Source organism: Collimonas sp. (assembly GCF_039923675.1).
Lineage (GTDB): Bacteria > Pseudomonadota > Gammaproteobacteria > Burkholderiales > Burkholderiaceae_D > Collimonas.
Window position 1 is genome coordinate 22587 of record NZ_JBDTCG010000016.1, and the last position, 18890, is coordinate 41476.

An 18890-nucleotide genomic window follows, 5' to 3' on the forward strand; every position below is an offset into this window, starting at 1 on the left:
TAAGCGAGCCGCCGCAAACTAACTCCGGTCCGGCTTAAGCAGCGGACCGGCAGCAGTATCTTCCACCAGAAAGCCCTGTTCCTTGATCGCCAGACGCAAGCGATCCGCTTCCTGCCATTGCTTCAGTTCGCGCGCCGTCTGGCGCCGCCGGGCCATGTCCGCAACTTCCTCCGGTATCCGGTAACTGCCGGGACGCCAGTTATCCAGATCCAGCCCCAGCAATTCATCCATCGCGCGCAAGGTGGCTTTGCCGGCCGCCGCGCTGCTGTCGCTGCGCACCAGCTCCCACGCCAGCGCCAGCGCGCGCGGAAAATTAAGGTCGTTATTGATCTCGCCGCGGAAGCGGCTCATCCATGCTGCATCGACCGTTCCGCCGTCGGGCCAGCGATGGTAAGCCTCGCGCAAGCGCTGCAAACCGGTCGCCGCCGCCTGCAAGCCATCCCAGCTGAATTCCAGCTGGCTGCGATAGTGCGCCATCAGGCACAGGTAGCGGTACGCCAGCGGATCGATGCCTTGGTCAAGCAACGACTGCAAACGCAGGAAATCACCACCGGATTTGGACATTTTCTCGCTGCCGGTTTGCAGGAAATAACCATGCATCCAGAAGTTCGCCAGCCGGGTGCCGTGGCAGGCCTGGGTCTGGGCGATCTCGTTACTGTGATGGACCGCGATGTGGTCTTCGCCGCCGCAATGGATATCGAACCAGGCGCCGAGATGGGCGGCCGACATTGCCGAGCACTCGATGTGCCAACCGGGGAAGCCGCGGCCCCACGGGCTGTCCCATTCCATCTGGCGTTGCGTATCCGGCGGGCTGAATTTCCAGAGGGCGAAATCGGTGCTGCAGCGCTTGTCGCCGACGGCCACGCGTGCGCCGGCCTGCAAGGCATTGCGGTCGAGCCGCGCCATGTAGCCATAGTCATCCTGCTTGCTGGTATCGAAGTAGATGCCGTCGGCGGTGGCGTAGGTATAGCCTTTCTGTTCCAGCGTCTGGATAAAGCCGATCTGTTCGGGCAGGTAGTCGGTGGCGCGGCACCAGATGGCCGGCTCCAGCAAATTGAGCGCGCGAAAATCCGCCATGAAGGCGGCGCTATAGAATTCGGCGATATCCCAGGCGCTCTTGCCGCTGCGGCGGCTGCCTTTTTCCATTTTGTCTTCGCCGTCGTCGGCGTCCGACACCAGATGACCGACATCGGTGATGTTGACCACGTGCTGCACCTGGTAGCCGTTGAACTGCAGCGCGCGCCGCAGCAGGTCCTCGAATATATAGGTGCGCAAGTTGCCGATGTGGGCGTAATCGTAGACAGTCGGGCCGCAGCAGTACAAGCCTGCATGGCCAGGAGTAATGCTTGCGAAACGCCGGACGCGACGTTCCCAGCTATCGTATAGGTGGAGTTCCATGTCTCTCTTTTAAAAATTATGCCGACAATTAATGTGGCGGTGTGCGGACCACGCTGCTTGTATTTAAGCTTAATGTTCCAGCTTGATATTTCAGGCTTGTTGCATAGACGACGTGCGACAACAACGTGCGCAGACGAGAGAGAGGGGGCAAGTGATGGATTGCTTGAGCATCGCTTATACTAACTTGCGGCGCTTTGCATGGTCAAGCCTCAGGGCGGCGTCGATGACATCAACACTCCGGAGCAGATAATGGACGAACAACGCATCAAGCAACGCAAGCTGGGATCGGCCGGCCTGACGGTTTCGGCAATGGGCCTGGGCTGCATGGGAATGAGCACCGCCTACGGCGCCGCCGATGAAAGCGAATCCATCGCCACCTTGCATCAGGCACTCGACCTCGGCATCAATTTCTTCGACACCGCCGAGCAGTACGGTCCCTATACCAACGAAGCGCTGCTGGGACGGGTCTTCAAGGGACGCCGCCATGAAGTGGTGCTGGCGACCAAATTCGGCTTCAAGATAGAAGACGGCGTCACCACCGGCATCACCAGCGAACCGGGCCATATCCGGCGCGCAGTGGAAGCCTCATTGCGCCGCCTCGATACCGACTACATCGATTTGCTGTACCAGCACCGGGTCGACCCGGCGGTGCCGATCGAGGAAGTGGTGGGCGTCATGGCCGAGCTGGTGCGCGAAGGAAAAGTGCGCTACCTGGGGCTGTCGGAAGCCGGCGTCGCGAATATCCGCAAAGCGCACGCTGTGCATCCGATCAGCGCGCTGCAAAGCGAATACTCGCTGTGGGAACGTAACCTTGAAGCCGATATCTTGCCGGTCTTGCGCGAGCTCGGTATCGGCCTGGTGCCGTTCAGTCCGCTCGGCCGCGGCTTCCTGAGCGGCACGGCGCAACGCGCGGAAACCTATCCCGCCAGCGATTTCCGCCATCTCGATCCTCGTCTGCAGGGCGAGAATTTCGACGCCAACATGCGGGCGGCAAAAGTCGTCGCCGACATCGCCGCCGCCAAGGGCGCCACTGCCGGCCAGGTGGCGCTGGCCTGGGTGCTGCAGCAGGGCGACGACATCGTGCCGATCCCCGGCACCAAGCGCCGCGCTTACCTGGAACGGAATGTCGGCGCGGTCGACGTTACGCTGACTGCCGCGGAAACAGAGTTGCTGGAAAGCTCGCTGCAAAAAGTGGCCGGCGAGCGTTATAGCAAGGAACGCATGGCCTGGGTGGATCGTTAAGGTCTATCGACGTTTGATTTTACGGGCAAGCCATTGCGTTGCATGTATTACCCGCAGCCGCGCCGGACTTGAGATTGGTCTGCGCGGCATTGCCATTGTTGGCGTTGAGCTGATTGCCGCTGAAGCTGGATTGGCCATGCGCAGCAAGCCCGAGCAACTGATTGCCGCGCATGATGCTGCGATTGACCTTGAGATCGACGCCAAAGATGCCGTCGCCGCCATTGCTCTCGGCAACGCTGTTGCTGATCGCGCCGCCGAAAAAGACCGCGCCGCCGCGGCCATTGCGGGATAGCACGACGTGGTCGAGATTAACCGAATTGGTCTCCAGGTAGATGCCGTAGTTTCCCATGCCCTGGACGATGCCGTTCCTGACAGTGACATGATTGCGATTTACCGCATGGATGCCATTGCCGACGCCAAGCGGCCAGCACGGCGCCGGCAATTTCTGGCAGCGCGTCGCCCCTTGGATGGCATAGCCATGCAGGTCGATAGTGACATTATCGGCGTTGATTTCAATCGCCGTGGTATTGACGTCGGTGACTTTGAGATTGCCGGATAACTGGTAATGTCCCGGTGCATCGATCACCACCATAAAGCCCGGCTTATCGGCTCGGACAGGGTCAATCGCAATGACCCGGTCCGCCGCCACGCTCAACGATTGCCAAGAGATAGAGAGCAGGGTGATCGCCAGCAGTTGCGGCAAGCTGCGCTTATGCATGAGAGTCTCCCATCTTATTCACTCAACGCCTCTGAATCCCGGGTGAAGATCGATAATTTCAAAGGCCGCACCGCCCCCATCCAGATAGCGTGGTCACGGTGATCTGCCAGGTCGTCACCGGTCAGCGGATGGATGAACACTACCAGTCCATCCCGGTGCAGCGCCAGCCAGGGAATCATTTCACTGAATACCGCCGGCTCGAACGCCAGCTGGCAACTCCAGTCAGGATGCGGGCCCACCGGCTTCTGGTGGGCGCGGCCCATGGCCAGGGTAAACCGGCGCGCTGCTTCCTCGCACAAGGCCACCGCTTGCGGCATGGTCGCGGCGTCGTAATAGATGTGGGCGTGGTAGCCGGCGATGCGCGGCTGAGGCGATACGGTCATGCGGAAAACTCCAGATAGGTAATGCAAGAATGATGGGGCAACGGGTCGGCGCAGCCGATTTCCTGCCATGTCAGCCTTCAAGAATACCCCTTTTCCGCAGCCGGAGGAATCGCATGGCAAATGCGGTGGAAAGCACCGCAGAAAGTGCGGATCAAGTGCTTGTCTTTTTGAGCATTGTCATGCTGGCAAACCCCCGATAAAAACCCCGCGGCGGCGGCTATCTGGCGCACAATCTGTCTGGAAAAATCATGCTGGCTCTGTACGGTGACGCGCCGAGAGCCCGTTTTAGCTTGTATATGCTGCTGCTATCGGCTTTGCCTACATAGTGTGCAACCAACTATTCGAATGAAACCAATGAGTGCAGATGCAATAGCGGCAGTCACCGCAGAACAGAATCCGGCGCAGGCAGAGCAGCCGACGCCGCACATGGAGCCCGAAGCGCCCATGACCGGTCCGCTGGCGCCGTTTTCTCCTAACAGTTCAACCAATGTGCGCAGCGTGTGTCTGCGGATCCTGACAGTGCTGGCCTTGGTGTTCGCTCTGCAATGGGGGCAAAAATTCCTGATCCCGCTGGTGTTCGGGATCTTCATCGCTTATACCTTGAATCCGTTGGTGGTCTGGCTGGAACGCATCCGCATTCCGCGCCTGTTCGGTACCTGCCTGGTGATGGCGACCCTGTTGCTGGGCCTGGGCCAGGTCGGTTACTCCTTGCGCGGCGAGTTCCAATCCATCATGGAGCGCTTGCCAGCCGCCGCTCATCAATTATCACGCGCCATCGTCGTCGCCAGGAACCAGGGCGGACAAGCCAGCACAATCCAGAAAATGCAGGCCGCGGCCAACGAGATCGAAAACGCCGCGGGCCAGGCTGCCGGCGCCAAGCCGGACGCCAAACGACAGGCGCCGGCAGTCGTCTCGCCGCCTTCCTTCCAGTTGAGCGAATGGATCTGGACCGGCTCGATGGGCGCCATGATTTTCATCGGCCAGGCGGTCATGGTGACCTTCCTGGTGTTTTTCCTTTTGCTATCCGGCGACAAGTTCAAACGCAAGCTGGTGAAACTGACCGGGCCGTCGCTGTCGAATAAAAAAATCGCCGTCAACATTCTGCTTGAAATCAATACCTCGATCCAGAGCTACATGTTCATGCTGCTGGTGACGAACGCCTTGCTGGCGGTACTGATGTGGATCGTGTTCCGCTGGATCGGACTGGAGAATGCGGGCGCCTGGGCGCTGGCGGGCGGCTTCTTACACATCATCCCGTATTTCGGTCCGCTGCTGATCGCGGTGGCAACCGGCATCACCGCCTTCATGCAGTTCAATTCGTTCTACATGATGCTGCTGGTAGCCGCCTCGACGCTGGCCATCGCCACCTTGATCGGCACCTTCGTCACCACCTGGATGACCGGCCGCATCGCCAAGATGAATGCAGCGGCGGTGTTCATCGTGCTGCTGTTCTGGGGCTGGCTGTGGGGTATCTGGGGTTTGCTGCTGGGGATACCGATCATCGTGATCGTCAAGGTCATCGCCAAACGGGTCGATGGCATGCATGCGGTGGCGGAACTGCTGAGCGATTAGCAGCCGAAACCCTAAGGACAAAAAAATACGGCATCCGAAGATGCCGTATCGATTTCAAGACTGCTTGCTACCAGATTGATTACAGCGTGATCTTGGCGATCTTGGCGCCTTGTAGCGAGACGCCGGCCATCAGGCCGCCATTGGTGGTAACGAAACCAATGATCGGTTGCTGCGCGGTGTTGGTGTCGATGTTGCCGTTGGCGCCGATATTGGCCAGCGCCACCGTAGCATCCGCGCCGACTGTCCAGCCATTGCTGTTGCGGAATTTATCCAAAGCGTCCTGTGTCATGAATAACAGCACGATGGCTTTCGATTGCGCGCCGGCCTGGAAGCCGACTGAACCTGCGGTGGTGCTGTAATAGCCTTCATTACGGCCGCCGACGCGCAATGCGCCCTTGCCGTATTCAGCGCCAATCACAAAACTGGCTTGCAGCACTGCAGGGAATACCAGGACGCCCTTGGCGCGCGCCACCAGCTCGCGTGAAGCAGGTGCGGTCTGATACAGTTTGGACAATGTAGCGTCTACGCCAGCATTGATGTCGGAGCGGCTGGTTTGGGAACTTGCGTCCTTGCCCGGCATGGTGGTGGTGCAACCGGCGAAGGTGACGCTCGCCAGTGCGACGGCAATGGCTGCAAGGCTTTTAACAGGGAACAATGATTTTTTTTGCATTTTTTTCTCCAACGAAAATGTGGATGACAAGCAGGATAACAATCGGACAACGTTGTAAATTATATATCGCAACTCAAACTGCGTGTATGAAATGGCAATATTGAATAATCGTCAATCCCTCCAGTTCCGGACGATATCCTGATCGGATCAGGCATCCTTGCTTCGGCATCCATGAGTGACAACCACCGGCCAAATTGGCAACCGCGTCGCAGTAGTCGAGATGCGGCCGCATCTTTATCCGCAATCGTGGCTTTACTGTAGGCGCGTTGCAAATTCGTATCTGTACGGTAGCGCACATTCATGCAACGCTTCTTCAGCATATATCTTTTGTAAGCCTGCAACCGGCCGCGTCAAGCCTTATGATCGAGTCCAGTCTCCAAACCTTATCTTCACATTTTGTCGGCAAGTTTTATCATCCAACCTTGATCACACCCGAGGACGCCGTAATGAACCAGCATAGCCATCCCTCAAAATCCGCACTGTATCTGGACGACCTTACAGTCGGCGAACGCTTCATCAGCGGCGAACACGCGATGGACGAACAGCAGATCCTGGCATTTGCGCAGCAGTTCGATCCGCAACCGTTCCACCTGAGCGACGCCGCCGCCAAGGACACCTTGTTTGGCGGGCTGGCCGCCAGCGGCTGGCATACCGCGGCCATCACCATGCGCCTGCTGGTGACCAGCGGCGTGCTGCTGCAAGGCGGCATCATCGGTTCGGGCGGCGAACTGAGCTGGCCGATGCCGACCCGCGCCAGCGATGTCCTGCATGTTGAGAGCGAGGTGCTGGAGATTACGCCGTCGCGCTCGCGTCCCGATCGTGGCATGGTGAAACTGCGCAGCGAGACCCGCAACCAGCATGGCGACATCGTCCAGCTGTTCATCGCCAAACTGGTGGTGTCGCGCAAGACGCCATAGCGCGCGCCGATTTACAATAGGCTTTTTGGGCGTCGCCAAGATGATAACTATTCGTGAAATCGACCATCTGGTATTGCGCGTGACCGATCTCGACAAGATGCTGCATTTTTATTGCGATGTGCTCGGCTGCAGCGTGGAGCGACGACAGGAGAGCATCGGCCTGGTGCAACTGCGGGCCGGCAATTCGCTGCTCGACCTGGTGCCGGTCGACGGCAAGCTCGGCAGCGCCGGCGGCGCGGCGCCGGGGAAAGAAGGGCGCAATCTCGACCACTTCTGCTTTCGGGTCGAACCCTTCGATGAAATCGCGATCCGCACCCATCTGCTGGCGCACCAGATCGACGCCGGCCCGCTGGCCTCCAGGAACGGCGCCGAAGGAGAAGGACCGTCCATCTATATCACCGACCCCGAAGGCACCGTGGTTGAACTGAAGGGGCCGCCGGATGTCCGCTAAGAACCCTTCACTGCAAACCACCGCCATATGCCTGTATTTCAACCTGTATTTCAACCTGTATCTCAATTGAGCTTGCTTGCCTTTACCCTGCTGGCCGTCGCCATTTGCGCGGTCTGGCTGCGTCCTGTCCGCATCAATGACTGGCTGGCCGCGCCGCCGTGGCTCGGATTTTTCATCGCTGCGGCGGGTTGCGGCCTTGCCGCCGGCGTGCTTAATCTGTTGGCGGCAGCGGCGCTCGGGATTTTTTGCGTCATTGCCTATTTTGCCTCCAAGGCAGAAGAGAAATCCCTTTCCCGCCGCTTGCTGACCATCGCCGCCGCCATCATGGCGCTGGCGATGGCTTTGCATCGCCTTCCGGGCTTCAATAACCCGGTCATCATCGCCAACCTGAAGCTGTCTGCCGACGCCATCCCGTTCACCCAGTATGCCAACTTCGATAAAGGCACAGCCGGCCTGGTTCTGCTGGCCTTCCTGTGCCAGCGGGCCAGCTCCTTCACTGCATGGCGCGACTCGCTGAAAAAAACCTGGTTGGTGGGAATTGTGACGGTGATCGCGGTGCTCGGCGTCGCCACCTTGATCGGCTATGTCAAACCGGATTTCAAGCTGAGCCAGGCCACCGTACTATTCCTGGTCACCAATCTGTTTTTCACCGTGGTCGCGGAAGAGGCATTTTTCCGCGGCTTGCTGCAAGACCGCCTAGCCTCGTCGCTGGCGCGTTTTCGCTATGGCCATCTGCTGGCGCTGCTCTGCTCCGCACTTTTGTTTGGCGCGGCGCATGCAGCCGGCGGCGGCACTTATGTGTTACTGGCGACGATCACCGGCCTCGGTTACGCCTATGCCTATTACGTCACGCAGCGCGTCGAAGCGCCGATCATCATCCACTTTGCGGTCAATGCGGTGCACTTTATCGGCTTCACCTATCCTCACTTGAATTGAGGCAGGCAAGATCATTGATCTCCTGCCGCCTTGTTATTTTGCTTGAGCAGCACCCACGCCATCGCTCCCAGCGCCAGGGCGGCTGCCAGCAACACTCCCCAAAGTATCAGCGTGCGGGTCGGCATGCCATCGCGGCTGGCATTCGCCTGCACCACCGCCGCAGCACCATCGATGGTCGCCAGCGGCAAGCTGTTTTCCTGCGCCGCCCGATAGGCCGGCAGCAAGCTTTGCATCGGCAGATAGGGGCTGGCGGCATTGGCAAGGCCCGCAGCCAGGGTGAATGGCGGCAGGCCGTTGACCAGCACCACTAGCTGAGCGGGTTCGAATTCGAGAGCGATGTCAGGCAACGCGCTGAAACCGGGGGTTTTCTGGTCGGCCTCGATCTTGATCTCGCGGAATGCCGTTGGCGGCAATTCGATCGCCGCGCTGTCCTGTACTTTGCCGGCGCTCTGCAAGTGATAAACCACGCTGGCGGCCAGCACGGTCCATGGCTGGCCGGGATCGTTGCGGCCCAGCACTCGCACCGGTATCAGCACATTGTTCCCCACCGGACTGATTTTGAGCGCTGCCACCGGCGTCGCAAAGGGCAGCGAAAAGCGCAACTCATGCGGATTGATCAGCACCGGCCTGTCCAACGCGGCGCTAACTCGCGGCGTATTGCTGACGCCGCGCGCAGTGGTCAGGGTGGCGCTGCGCATGACCACCGGCGCGGCATGGCCGGCGGCGTCGGTCCAGGTCACGCGCAGGTATTGATCCTTGAGATCGGCGGCCGGCAACTCTATGTGATCGGCGCCCAAGTGGTCTGCCGTGGCTTCAGCGCGATAGAGAACTGTTTCCGCCAGCGGCCGCCAGTCTTTCAGGTCCTTGCTCGCTTGCAGCGTAAAGGTAACAGGCTGCGCGTCCGGCAAATCCACATCCAGCACTATTCCCACTGCCGGGTCGACGATGGCGCGGGTATCCAGCAATGCCCCCAGAATTTGCTTGGACCGGGCGCCGCCATCGCTAGCGCCGCTGTCGATTTGCACTACGCGCTTGCCTTGCTGTTCTTCGATCCGTAGCGACGAGCCGGAGATATCCTTCACATCCGGCGTTCCTACGATCGGCGACGACGGCAGCACGATCTTGTGATTTTCGGTTTGCCGCAAACTGGCGCTATCCGACATGGCCATCGACAAGGACTGGCCTTGCTCATTGAAAATCCGCAAATCGCTCATGCCGCCGGTTTGCAGGCTCGCCAGCACCTGCGCCGGCAGCACCAAGCGCTGCAACGGCGCACCGTTATTGAAGCGCACCGGCAGCTGCAGCGCGTAGGATTGCAAGATATTCGGATCGCTTGCCGGCCACGCCGCGAGCGGCGCCGCCAGCATGCAGGCAAACGCAGCAACAACAGCACCACGCAACCGGCTCACACCAGGAAAATGTCTCATGCTTGGGTTTTCTCCACAGGATCAGGATTCGCCGCCACGGCTTTCGGCGGCAAAGGGGCAAAATAGCCGACCACCAGCATCAGGATGCCGACGGCGATAAAGGTAATGATGCGCTCGGCGCCGCCCGCATTCGACAAATCGACCAGCAGCAGTTTCACCACCACCAGCACCAGCAAGCCGGCGCCGGTCAGCCACAAGCCGCGCTGCGCGCGGCGATGCGCCAGCAGCATCAGGCTCAGCGCCAGCAAGGTCCACAAGATGGCGAACCCGGTTTGCACCACAAAACTGTCGAACAAGGCCGAGGCGTCCCAGCTGATCCCGAAGAAGTGGTGGACGATGCGCAGCCAGACCGTGTTGATGGCCACGAAAACCAGCGCCGCCAGCACCAGCAAAGTCTGCTTGCGCGGCACCCAGCCGGCGGCCACCGGCAATGGTTGCGCCGCCGTCACCGCGCGGCGCCAGAACAGCAGGGCGCCCAAGGCCAGCGCCAGCGTCAGGTCGGTAGGATTGAGCAAGGGAATATACGGCAGCGGCTCGGTATGTCCGGACGAGAACAAAGCCATTGCCAAGGCGCCGGCAAACACGATCAGCGCGAGCGGCAACGCCGCGTGCCAGTAATAGGCGACGGCGTGCGGATTGCGCGGCCACTTGAAACTCGACAGCGTGGTCAGCCGGTTAGCCTTGCCGGCCCATACCGACAACAGCAGCAATACGGCGATGGCGCTGATCAGCAGCACGACGCTGGCCCATGATGTTTGCCACAAGCGGGCGCGGTCGATCCCGAACCACAGGCAGTCCGCCAGCAACAGCGTGAGCAGCCACACGCTGCCGACGTGCACGGCGCGGTTAAACCGGAACGTAGCGGTACCGGCGGTAGCCTCGACATCGTTCTTGTAGAGCATCCGGAAGTGCAAGCCGAGCGCCAGCAGCCATATGGCCCAGGCCGGCGTATAGAGTACGCGTTCATCCGACCATTCCTGCGCGATGAACACCAGCGCCAGCGGCAACAGGGTAAGGCGACTCGGCCACGTGGCGATCGACCAACCGGTTTTGCGACCCAGCAGGGATGACAGCCAGGCACTGGCTACTAATGCGACCATCGTCAGCATTTGCTGGGTGCCGCTGGCAAACACCGGCAGCGCCGCCAAGCCGGTCTCGCCAGCCGGCACGCTGCGCCAGGCTTCCAGGATCCAGGCCAGGCACCAGAACAGGAACCCGTACAGGTAGACCGGCTGACCCAGCAACGCTTCAGCTTTGACATAGGCCTTGGCCCAGGCCGAATCGCTATGCGGCAGCGCACCGCGCAACCACCAGGCGATGGCCACAGCCGGCAAGCCGATAAACATGGCGCCGATGAACATCGGATTGGCCAAAGGCCAGGCCGACACGTTGTCGTCGATCCCGGCCAGGAAGGCGCAGCCTGCCACCACTTGCAGCAGCAAGCCAAAGGCGCGCGGCATCCAGCGCGCCTGCCGCATGCCCACCCAGAACGCGCCGGCGCCCTCCAGCGCCCACACCGCCGAAGTCCAGCGCGTATCCAGCGCCAGCGGCACCGCCAAGGTCACAAAGCCGACGCCGATGACCAGCATGGACTCGATCATCAGGCGATAATTCTGGCGGCCACGCCGCATCAGCACGCTTGCCAGCACCAGGTACAAGGCGGCGAAACCCAGCGCCGAAAACGCCATGCCGAACTTGAACTGGCTGACCAGCCCCGCTTGCAAGCCGAAGCCGATCAGCGCCGTGCCGAACATCAGGGTGCTGTCGACCGCGTTGCCCAGCTTGGTTGGCGTATTGCGCGCGTACAGGATCGCAGCCGTCACATAGATCAGCACGAAGACGATCAGGAACAGCTGCGAACTCAGGTATAACGCCGGATCGTACTTCAACACGCCCCAGGTGGTAGCGACGCCGAAAGTGGCGATAAAGCCGACCATATTCAGGACCCGCCACGAGCGTTTGTAGGCGATAAACAGGATCGCCAGGTTCAGCACGGTGTAATAACTGAACAAACCCACACTGCTGCCGCCACCGGTGGAAAGCAGCAACGGCACCGCAAAACCGCCGGCAAAAGCCGCCACCGCCAGACCGCGCGAATCCTGCAGCAGCGCCAGCGCACAGCTCAGCGCACACACCACGATCATCAGGCCGAAAGCAGGCAAGGGAGTAATCAGGCCGAATACCCGGAAAGCAGCGAACACCGTCAGGTAGATCACCGCCACGCCGCCGCCTTGCAGCGCCAGCGCAAACGCCGGCTTGGCCTGGCGCTTGCCGAAACCCACCGCCAGCAACGCGATGCCGGCAACGGCCACCACCGCCAGCCGCAATTCCACCGGAAACAAACCAGCGGACGCCGCATAACTGGCCAGGAAGGACAAGCCGATGAACAGGATCACCAGGCCGACGCGGACGATGGTATTGCCGCCGAGGAGCCAGTCTTTTGCCGCACCGATGGCCAACTCGACGGCGTTGGGCTTGGCAGGAATGATTTCACGCTTGACCGCTGGTGCGGCCGATTGTGCAGCCGGCTGGGGTGCCAGGGCCGCCTGTGGTCTGGCCGCAGCACCTGGAACCGGCGGCGAGATGGGCGCGGCCGACGGCACGATAGTACGCGCCAGCTCGGCAGCCATCGCGGCTTTATCGAGCGGTTTGGTGTTCGTCGCGGTGGCCGTTCCGTTCACGCCAGCCTGCGCCTTGAACCACTCCTGCATCTGTTTGCGCAGCTTTTCATTGCCGGCTGCAATTTCTCCACGAATGGCAAACTGCAAGCCCCAGCCAGCCACCAAGCCGAGCGCGCCGCCGGCAAATATGCCGAAATCCCCAAAACCCGAGTTCGGCCATAGCCAACCCAGGGCAGCACCACAAAGAATTCCCCACAAAATCATAGTGTTAGCTCGCTGGTTGTAATTGGCTCTGGTATTGTCTGCCAAGTAACTAGCCGATGCAATGGCCGTGAGCGCCACAAAAACAAAAGTGGCGATTCGCGCTACGCAACGCTGTAGCCAGCGCTACTTTTGGCAAAGCTGTTTGTCCGGATCGGCACGCTGCGCTAAGCTAGTGATTTTTTGCGCGCGCCATGCCAGACACCTGCGATTACAATCAAGAACATCCAATTGATCCCGATGTACGCATCCAGATCAACGCCACCCTCGCGCAAGTTGAAGCGGAACACGCCGTCAAGATCCTGTTTGCCTGTGAATCCGGCAGCCGCGGTTGGGGCTTCGCCTCGCCCGACAGCGATTACGATGTGCGGTTCATCTATGTGCACCAGCCAGACTGGTATCTGACCGTGTTTCCCGGACGGGACGTGATTGAACTGCCGATCAGCGACGTCTATGACGTCAGCGGCTGGGATCTGCGCAAGGCGCTCGGCCTGCTGCGCAACGGTAACGCCACCCTGGTGGAATGGCTGTCATCGCCGGTGATCTACCGCGCCGATCCGGCATTCCTGAGCGCGATTCGCGCGGCGGCAGAACAAGTCAGCCGGCCGGAGCGCTCTTTCCATCATTACCTGCATATGGCCAAGAAAAACTATCGTGAGCATTTGCAGGGCGAGGTAGTGCGCCTGAAGAAATACCTGTATGTGCTGCGGCCGTTGCTGGCCTGTCTCTGGATAGAGCAACAGCGCGGCACGGTGCCGATGCGCTTCCAGGACCTGGTCGACACCATCATTACCGACGCCGCGCTCAAGAATGCGATTGCAGAACTGCTGGCCGTCAAACGCAAGGCGATGGAATCCGAACATGCGCCGGCCATGCCGCTGATTAACCAGTTCATCGAACAGCATCTGCAGCGCTTCAGCCACGATGCGCCGCCGGTCGAATCGGAACAGCAGGATTTCGCCGTGCTGGACCGGCTGCTGCGCGATACGGTGCTGGCGGCGCTTATTTCCCCGCTGCGGTTTCCCAGCTCAAGCCGAACTTCGCCAGATACTTTTTGAGCCGGTCCGCATCGTTGGGCTTTTCCTTGGCGCTGCGCGATGCGGCGAACAGCTTGCGGCCGGCATCCGACATGGATTTCGAGCGACGGCAGATGGCGATTACCGCCTTCAGCTGCACGGCGTCGAACAAATCCAGTTGCGCTATCTGCGCACGCTCCAGCACCTCTTCCAGCTCAACTTCGCCCTGCTCCGGCGGTGGCGATGCGTAGTGATGCCATAGCCGTTTCAAGCGCCGTATTTCATCCGCAGCGATAGCGTCGGTAATGCGGCCGGCATCCGCCAGCGTCGCCATGCGCGTCACCGATGCCGACAGATCCCTGAAATTCCCCATCCACAAGGCATCCGCCGACATGGCGAAACGCATGTACAGATCGCGCGCCTCCTTGTTGAGCCTGATCATCTGGCCATTTTCAGCACCGAACTGGGCCAGCAGGTAATCGATATTCGGTTCGACGTCTTCAGAGCGATCTACCAGTCCCGGCAATTCATAGGTCCACAAATTGATGCGCGCATACAGGTCTTCGCGGAAGCGGCCCGCCATCACCTCGCGCGACAGATCGCGATTGGTGCCGGCGATCAGCTGGAAATCGCTTTGCACCTCATGATCGCCGCCGACCGGCAGGAAACGCTTTTCCTCGACGGCTTTCAGCAGCATCGCCTGCTCGTCCAGCCCGAGTTCGCCGATTTCATCCAGGAACAGCAATCCTTTATGCGCCGTGCGCAGCAAGCCGGGACGATCCGATGCGGCGCCGGTGAACGCGCCCTTGATATGGCCGAACAAGGTCGAGCCGGCGCCATCTCCATGCAGCGTGGCGCAGTTCAGTTCGACGAACTTGCCATCCAATTGATGGCGCGCCTTCTTCAGCTCGAACACGCGCCGCGCCAGAAACGATTTACCAGCGCCGGTCGGCCCCATCAACAGCATCGGCGCCTTGGATTTGATGGCGACTCTTTCGATTTCATCGATCATCGTATTGAAGCCCGGATTGCGGGTAGCAATGCCGGATTTCAGGAAGGCCACGCCTTCTTCCTGTTCGCGCGAAAAACGCTGTGCGATCTGGTCGTATCTGGAGAGATCGAGGTCGATCAGGGTGTAGCTGCCGGGATCGCCTACGGTGTGCCGGCGCGGCGGCGACGATTGCAGCAAGCGCCCCGGGAAATAGTGCGCCTCGGTCATCAGGAACATGCAGATTTGCACCACGTGGGAACCGGTGGTGATGTGGATCCAGTATTCCTCGTTGTCGGTATCGAAGGGATAGCTCCGGGCAAAGTCGAATACGCTGCCGTAGACGTCTTCAAAATCCCACGGATCGACGATCGGCAACTGACGCGGAACCACCTTGGTTTCCGGCGAAACCGAGGCGATATCGCGCTTTACCTGATGCGCCAGGCTTTCATAGTTGCCGCTATATAGCAGCTCAAGACGCTCGACCACCATCTCGTCGTGCTGGGTCAGCGCCACCGTCGGCCGCCACTTCTCCCAGCGGCCGCTGCCCGCGCCTTTATCGAGCTGGGTGCCGAGGAAGCCGATAACGACGGTCCGTTTCTTTTTCATATACTGGATAAATTCTTATCTAAATAGATAATTTATCACAATATTTAAATACCACAAAAACTCTTTCTTCAACCTTGAATTTCAACAAAATGTTTTTTAAATCAATAACTTAACAAGCATCTTATCCATCGTATCCGCAACTGGCACGGTCGTTGCAATAAAGAAGACATGGAAGACGCAGACGTCAAGGTCTGCGCGATGAATAAAAGAGAAAATGAAAATGGCGAATACCCAATTGTTCCAAAGCTTGAAAGGCAAATTCCTGCCGCAAGCGAATGCAATCAATGCCGCAGGCGCCGCAGCTTATGCGACGTCGCCGCGCCACCAGCTGGCGCAATACGCCGCCACCGGCTGCCTGAACGCGACGTTTTACGCCAGCGCCGAAGCGCAGCTGGAAACGGTATTGGTGCTGTGCGAAGACATCGATCCGCACTTCATTGCCCAGACCGCCGTGTATTGCCGCGAACGCGGCTACATGAAAGACATGCCGGCGTTGTTGACGGCGATATTGGCAACCAAGGAAACGCCCGCGTTGTCGCGGACTTTCAAACGCGTGATCAACAACGGCAAGATGCTGCGCAACGTTGTACAGATCCTGCGTTCCGGCGCAGTCGGCCGTAAATCCTTGGGTAGCCGGCCGAAGAAGCTGGTGCAAGCGTGGTTGAACAACGCATCGGAAAAGGAATTGTTGTCCGCTGCGGTAGGCAACGCGCCGTCGCTGGCCGATGTGGTGAAGATGGTACATCCGAAGCCGGCAGACGCCTGGCGCGAAGCATTCTTCGCCTGGTTGATCGGCAAAGCCTATGACGCTGCGGCATTGCCGCCTCTGGTGAAAGCGTTCGAAGCCTACAAGGCCGACCGCTCGCAACCGTTGCCGGATGTGCCGTTCCAGATGCTGACCGCGCTGGAATTGACCAACGTGGCGTGGGCGCAGATTGCGCGCCGGGCCGGGTGGCAGATGTTGCGCATGAACCTGAATACATTTGCGCGCCATGGCGTGTATGCGTTGCCGGACATGACAGCGCTGATTGCCAATAAATTACGCGATGCGGAGGCGATTGCGAAAGCCAGGGTGTTTCCGTATCAGTTGATGGCCGCCTATGGTGCGGCGAATGAAGAGGTACCAGTGGGAATTATTGAAGCATTGCAGGACGCGATGGAAATTGCGCTGAACAATGTGCCGGAAATTGCCGGAAAAGTGGTGGTGTGTCCTGACGTATCGGGTTCCATGCAGTCGCCTGCCACCGGATATCGGGGGACTGCGACATCGGCGATCCGCTGTATCGATGTGGCGGCGCTGGTAGCGGCGGCGATGCTGCGCAAGAACCCAGGAACCGTGGTGTTGCCGTTTGAAGTCGACGTGGTTTCCTGCAAATTGAATCCGCGCGATTCAGTGATGAGCAATGCCAGCAAGCTGGCGGCCATCCGTGGCGGCGGCACCAATTGCAGCGCACCGCTGGCGCGCTTGAACAAGGACAAAACCAAGGCCGACCTGGTGATTTTTGTCTCGGACAACGAATCCTGGGTGGATGCAGCAAGGCGCGGTGCGACGGCGACCATGCGTGAATGGGAAATCTTCAAGCAGCGCAGCCCGCACGCCAGGCTGGTGTGCATCGACGTCACGCCTTACGGCACGACGCAGGCGGCGGAACGGGCGGACATCCTGAACATCGGCGGTTTTTCGGACGATGTATTCCGGATGATCGCCGATTTCGCAGCCGGCCAGTTGAGCGCAGCGCATTGGGTGGGGGAAATTGAATCCATCACAATTTGATAGTTTTGCCAGCCCTCCCATATAAGGGAGGGCATGAATAAAGGAGCTCATCATGAGCTGGATCATCAGTATCAGCAGCACAGGTTTTGAGCAAAGTATGCATGCCGGTGTGACGACATCCGATAAATGCCTCGTCATATCAAGCACTGGTCATACTGTCGCTCAATGGCGGGTGTCCCCGAATGCGGACAAGACTACATCCAGAATAGCCGGTGCGAATCCGGCCTGCCAGGCTGAACAGGTTTGGCAGAATGTCTTGTCGACTCTTGTCGGGATTTAAGCGACCGCGCAGTATAAAGTTTAGGTAAATGAGTTTAGGCGAATGCAGGTGAAACTACATCATAAACTGGGGTGTTGCGGGTTCGAGTCCCGCCTGCGGCAGATGATCGTCGCAGTAGCTCAACTGGTAGAGCGCCGTGCGGGCAACCGCACACTGTTTCACCAACCCTTGTCGCCGTATATTTTTGATGAATGCCGATGAAATTACATGGATAGAGCGCCGAAGCTTGCTTCGGAGGTCCCCGGTTCAAGCCCCGGGTCGGTGCAAGCCGATAGCTCAGTAAACTATTTCATCATCACTTGTCATCCCCCTTATTTTTAAAAGAAGAAGAGCATGAAACACGAAGAATACGATGTAATGAATATTGAAGGCGGAAGCCACGTCAAGATGTGGACCAAGGGCGTTCCGGTGGAAGCCGAGGCGCGCAAGCAGTTGGCCAATACCGCCAAGATGCCGTTTATCTACAAGCACCTGGCCGTGATGCCGGACGTCCACGTCGGTAAAGGTTCGACCATTGGTAGCGTGATTCCTACGCTGGGGGCGGTGATCCCGGCGGCGGTAGGTGTGGATATCGGTTGCGGAATGATGGCTGCCAAGACCACCTTGAATGCGCGCGATCTGCCGGATAACCTCGGTCCCTTGCGTAGCGCCATCGAAAAAGCGATTCCGCACGGGATGTCGCCGAAGACGCGCGGTTTCAAGGGGCGAGATCAAGGTTCCTGGGAAACCCCGCCGACGCCGGTGGATGCCGCCTGGGCGCAGTTGAAGGATGAATTCGACGTGGTTTGCCTGAAAACGCCGAAGCTGAAGAACACCAATAACTACCGGCATCTGGGTACCTTGGGGTCGGGTAACCACTTCATTGAAGTGTGCCTGGATGAAAGCAACGCCGTCTGGTTCATGCTGCACTCCGGTTCACGCGGCGTGGGTAACGCCATCGGCTCGCATTTCATCGAACTGGCCAAACTGGATATGCGGACCCATTTCATCAACCTGCCGGACCAGGACCTTGCGTACTTGCCGGAAGGCACGCAGCATTATGACGATTATGTCGAAGCGGTAAGCTGGGCGCAGAAATTTGCGCGCATGAACCGGGAAGTAATGATGCAGAACCTGATTACCGCAGTCCGGTCGGTGATTACCAAACCGTTCGAGACGCACGTGGAAGCGGTGAATTGCCACCATAACTATGTGCAGAAGGAACATCACTTCGGCAAGGATGTGCTGGTAACCCGTAAAGGCGCGGTATCGGCGCGGGCCGGCGAGTTGGGAATCATTCCGGGTTCGATGGGAGCAAAGAGCTTCATCGTGCGCGGTAAAGGCAACCCGGAAAGCTTCAACAGCTGCAGCCACGGCGCCGGCCGGACCATGAGCCGGACCGAGGCCAAGAAGCGTTTCACGCTGGACGACCAGATCAAGGCGACGCAAGGCGTGGAATGTCGTAAGGACGCCGATGTGATCGACGAGATCCCGATGGCCTACAAGGATATCGATGCCGTGATGGAAGCGCAGCGCGCCTTGGTGGAAGTGGTGCATACCTTGAAGCAGGTAGTGTGCGTGAAGGGATAAGCAACGCCTTCTATGAAAAATGTCATGGTTCCAGCTGCGGCCGGAGCCATGATGAATA

At 59.3% G+C, this 18890-nt stretch carries 16 protein-coding genes; 9 read left to right on the top strand and 7 right to left on the bottom strand.

Annotation, left to right across the window (positions count from 1 at the left end):
- Positions 1 to 18: 18 nt before the first annotated feature.
- Positions 19 to 1398: a cysteine--tRNA ligase gene (cysS, locus tag ABI171_RS03550; RefSeq protein WP_348091229.1), complete on the bottom strand. Its 1380-nt coding sequence runs from the start codon at positions 1396 to 1398 to the stop codon at positions 19 to 21.
- 249 nt (positions 1399 to 1647) lie between these two features.
- Here cysS and ABI171_RS03555 point away from each other — a divergent pair, with 249 nt between their 5' ends.
- A complete protein-coding gene (locus ABI171_RS03555) occupies positions 1648 to 2640 on the top strand; it encodes an aldo/keto reductase (RefSeq protein WP_348091273.1) in 993 nt (330 codons plus the stop codon).
- A gap of 19 nt (positions 2641 to 2659) precedes the next feature.
- On the opposite strand, the gene ABI171_RS03560 is transcribed toward ABI171_RS03555, so the two are convergent.
- Positions 2660 to 3358 carry a right-handed parallel beta-helix repeat-containing protein gene (locus tag ABI171_RS03560; RefSeq protein ID WP_348091230.1) on the bottom strand — a complete coding sequence of 233 codons (699 nt, stop codon included), beginning with the start codon at positions 3356 to 3358 and terminating at the stop codon, positions 2660 to 2662.
- A gap of 14 nt (positions 3359 to 3372) precedes the next feature.
- Positions 3373 to 3741, bottom strand: coding sequence for a DOPA 4,5-dioxygenase family protein (locus ABI171_RS03565; RefSeq protein WP_348091231.1), 369 nt, complete (start codon positions 3739 to 3741; stop codon positions 3373 to 3375).
- A 354-nt stretch (positions 3742 to 4095) separates the two neighbouring features.
- Here ABI171_RS03565 and ABI171_RS03570 point away from each other — a divergent pair, with 354 nt between their 5' ends.
- Positions 4096 to 5313, top strand: coding sequence for an AI-2E family transporter (locus ABI171_RS03570; protein ID WP_348091232.1), 1218 nt, complete (start codon positions 4096 to 4098; stop codon positions 5311 to 5313).
- 79 nt (positions 5314 to 5392) lie between these two features.
- Here the strand turns inward: ABI171_RS03570 and ABI171_RS03575 are convergent, their stop codons facing one another.
- The gene (locus ABI171_RS03575) at positions 5393 to 5983 is read right to left on the bottom strand and encodes a YSC84-related protein (protein WP_348091233.1); all 591 of its coding nucleotides are present in this window, start codon (positions 5981 to 5983) and stop codon (positions 5393 to 5395) included.
- A 446-nt stretch (positions 5984 to 6429) separates the two neighbouring features.
- Here ABI171_RS03575 and ABI171_RS03580 point away from each other — a divergent pair, with 446 nt between their 5' ends.
- From ABI171_RS03580 to ABI171_RS03590, 3 genes are all read left to right on the top strand, one after another.
- Entirely contained in the window at positions 6430 to 6900 is a 471-nt protein-coding gene (locus tag ABI171_RS03580) for a MaoC family dehydratase (protein WP_348091234.1), read from the top strand.
- A 40-nt stretch (positions 6901 to 6940) separates the two neighbouring features.
- Entirely contained in the window at positions 6941 to 7351 is a 411-nt protein-coding gene (locus ABI171_RS03585) for a VOC family protein (RefSeq protein WP_348091235.1), read from the top strand.
- Positions 7352 to 7417: 66 nt separating this feature from the next.
- Positions 7418 to 8287, top strand: a complete 870-nt coding sequence (locus ABI171_RS03590) for a CPBP family intramembrane glutamic endopeptidase (protein WP_348091236.1) — start codon at positions 7418 to 7420, stop codon at positions 8285 to 8287.
- A gap of 11 nt (positions 8288 to 8298) precedes the next feature.
- Here the strand turns inward: ABI171_RS03590 and ABI171_RS03595 are convergent, their stop codons facing one another.
- Both ABI171_RS03595 and ABI171_RS03600 read right to left on the bottom strand, forming a co-directional pair.
- The gene (locus tag ABI171_RS03595; protein ID WP_348091237.1) at positions 8299 to 9714 is read right to left on the bottom strand and encodes a DUF3999 domain-containing protein; all 1416 of its coding nucleotides are present in this window, start codon (positions 9712 to 9714) and stop codon (positions 8299 to 8301) included.
- The gene (locus tag ABI171_RS03600) at positions 9711 to 12599 is read right to left on the bottom strand and encodes a DUF2339 domain-containing protein (protein WP_348091238.1); all 2889 of its coding nucleotides are present in this window, start codon (positions 12597 to 12599) and stop codon (positions 9711 to 9713) included. The genes ABI171_RS03595 and ABI171_RS03600 overlap by 4 nt, the downstream gene beginning before the upstream one ends.
- Before the next feature lie 191 nt (positions 12600 to 12790).
- Between ABI171_RS03600 and ABI171_RS03605 the strand changes: the two genes are divergently transcribed.
- On the top strand, positions 12791 to 13654 hold the full coding sequence (locus ABI171_RS03605; RefSeq protein WP_348091239.1) for a nucleotidyltransferase domain-containing protein: 864 nt from the start codon (positions 12791 to 12793) through the stop codon (positions 13652 to 13654).
- Here ABI171_RS03605 and rtcR read toward each other — a convergent pair.
- On the bottom strand, positions 13599 to 15209 hold the full coding sequence (gene rtcR / locus ABI171_RS03610; RefSeq protein ID WP_348091240.1) for an RNA repair transcriptional activator RtcR: 1611 nt from the start codon (positions 15207 to 15209) through the stop codon (positions 13599 to 13601). The two genes, ABI171_RS03605 and rtcR, sit on opposite strands and share 56 nt — an antisense overlap.
- Positions 15210 to 15429: 220 nt before the next feature.
- Between rtcR and ABI171_RS03615 the strand changes: the two genes are divergently transcribed.
- From ABI171_RS03615 to ABI171_RS03625, 3 genes are all read left to right on the top strand, one after another.
- Entirely contained in the window at positions 15430 to 16983 is a 1554-nt protein-coding gene (locus ABI171_RS03615) for an RNA-binding protein (RefSeq protein ID WP_348091241.1), read from the top strand.
- Between the two features lie 52 nt (positions 16984 to 17035).
- Positions 17036 to 17263 (top strand): hypothetical protein, encoded by a 228-nt coding sequence (locus ABI171_RS03620; RefSeq protein WP_348091242.1) that lies wholly within the window; start codon positions 17036 to 17038, stop codon positions 17261 to 17263.
- Positions 17264 to 17596: 333 nt separating this feature from the next.
- Entirely contained in the window at positions 17597 to 18832 is a 1236-nt protein-coding gene (locus tag ABI171_RS03625; protein ID WP_348091243.1) for an RtcB family protein, read from the top strand.
- Positions 18833 to 18890 lie beyond the last annotated feature (58 nt).

What these genes read in the sequence shown, in the direction of transcription:
- cysS (WP_348091229.1), bottom strand. Translation starts at nt 1,398, where the DNA reads ATGGAACTCCACCTATACGATAGCTGGGAACGTCGCGTCCGGCGTTTC.
- ABI171_RS03555 (WP_348091273.1), top strand. Translation starts at nt 1,648, where the DNA reads ATGGACGAACAACGCATCAAGCAACGCAAGCTGGGATCGGCCGGCCTG.
- ABI171_RS03560 (WP_348091230.1), bottom strand. Translation starts at nt 3,358, where the DNA reads ATGCATAAGCGCAGCTTGCCGCAACTGCTGGCGATCACCCTGCTCTCT.
- ABI171_RS03565 (WP_348091231.1), bottom strand. Translation starts at nt 3,741, where the DNA reads ATGACCGTATCGCCTCAGCCGCGCATCGCCGGCTACCACGCCCACATC.
- ABI171_RS03570 (WP_348091232.1), top strand. Translation starts at nt 4,096, where the DNA reads ATGAGTGCAGATGCAATAGCGGCAGTCACCGCAGAACAGAATCCGGCG.
- ABI171_RS03575 (WP_348091233.1), bottom strand. Translation starts at nt 5,983, where the DNA reads ATGCAAAAAAAATCATTGTTCCCTGTTAAAAGCCTTGCAGCCATTGCC.
- ABI171_RS03580 (WP_348091234.1), top strand. Translation starts at nt 6,430, where the DNA reads ATGAACCAGCATAGCCATCCCTCAAAATCCGCACTGTATCTGGACGAC.
- ABI171_RS03585 (WP_348091235.1), top strand. Translation starts at nt 6,941, where the DNA reads ATGATAACTATTCGTGAAATCGACCATCTGGTATTGCGCGTGACCGAT.
- ABI171_RS03595 (WP_348091237.1), bottom strand. Translation starts at nt 9,714, where the DNA reads ATGAGACATTTTCCTGGTGTGAGCCGGTTGCGTGGTGCTGTTGTTGCT.
- ABI171_RS03600 (WP_348091238.1), bottom strand. Translation starts at nt 12,599, where the DNA reads ATGATTTTGTGGGGAATTCTTTGTGGTGCTGCCCTGGGTTGGCTATGG.
- ABI171_RS03605 (WP_348091239.1), top strand. Translation starts at nt 12,791, where the DNA reads ATGCCAGACACCTGCGATTACAATCAAGAACATCCAATTGATCCCGAT.
- rtcR (WP_348091240.1), bottom strand. Translation starts at nt 15,209, where the DNA reads ATGAAAAAGAAACGGACCGTCGTTATCGGCTTCCTCGGCACCCAGCTC.
- ABI171_RS03615 (WP_348091241.1), top strand. Translation starts at nt 15,430, where the DNA reads ATGGCGAATACCCAATTGTTCCAAAGCTTGAAAGGCAAATTCCTGCCG.
- ABI171_RS03620 (WP_348091242.1), top strand. Translation starts at nt 17,036, where the DNA reads ATGAGCTGGATCATCAGTATCAGCAGCACAGGTTTTGAGCAAAGTATG.
- ABI171_RS03625 (WP_348091243.1), top strand. Translation starts at nt 17,597, where the DNA reads ATGAAACACGAAGAATACGATGTAATGAATATTGAAGGCGGAAGCCAC.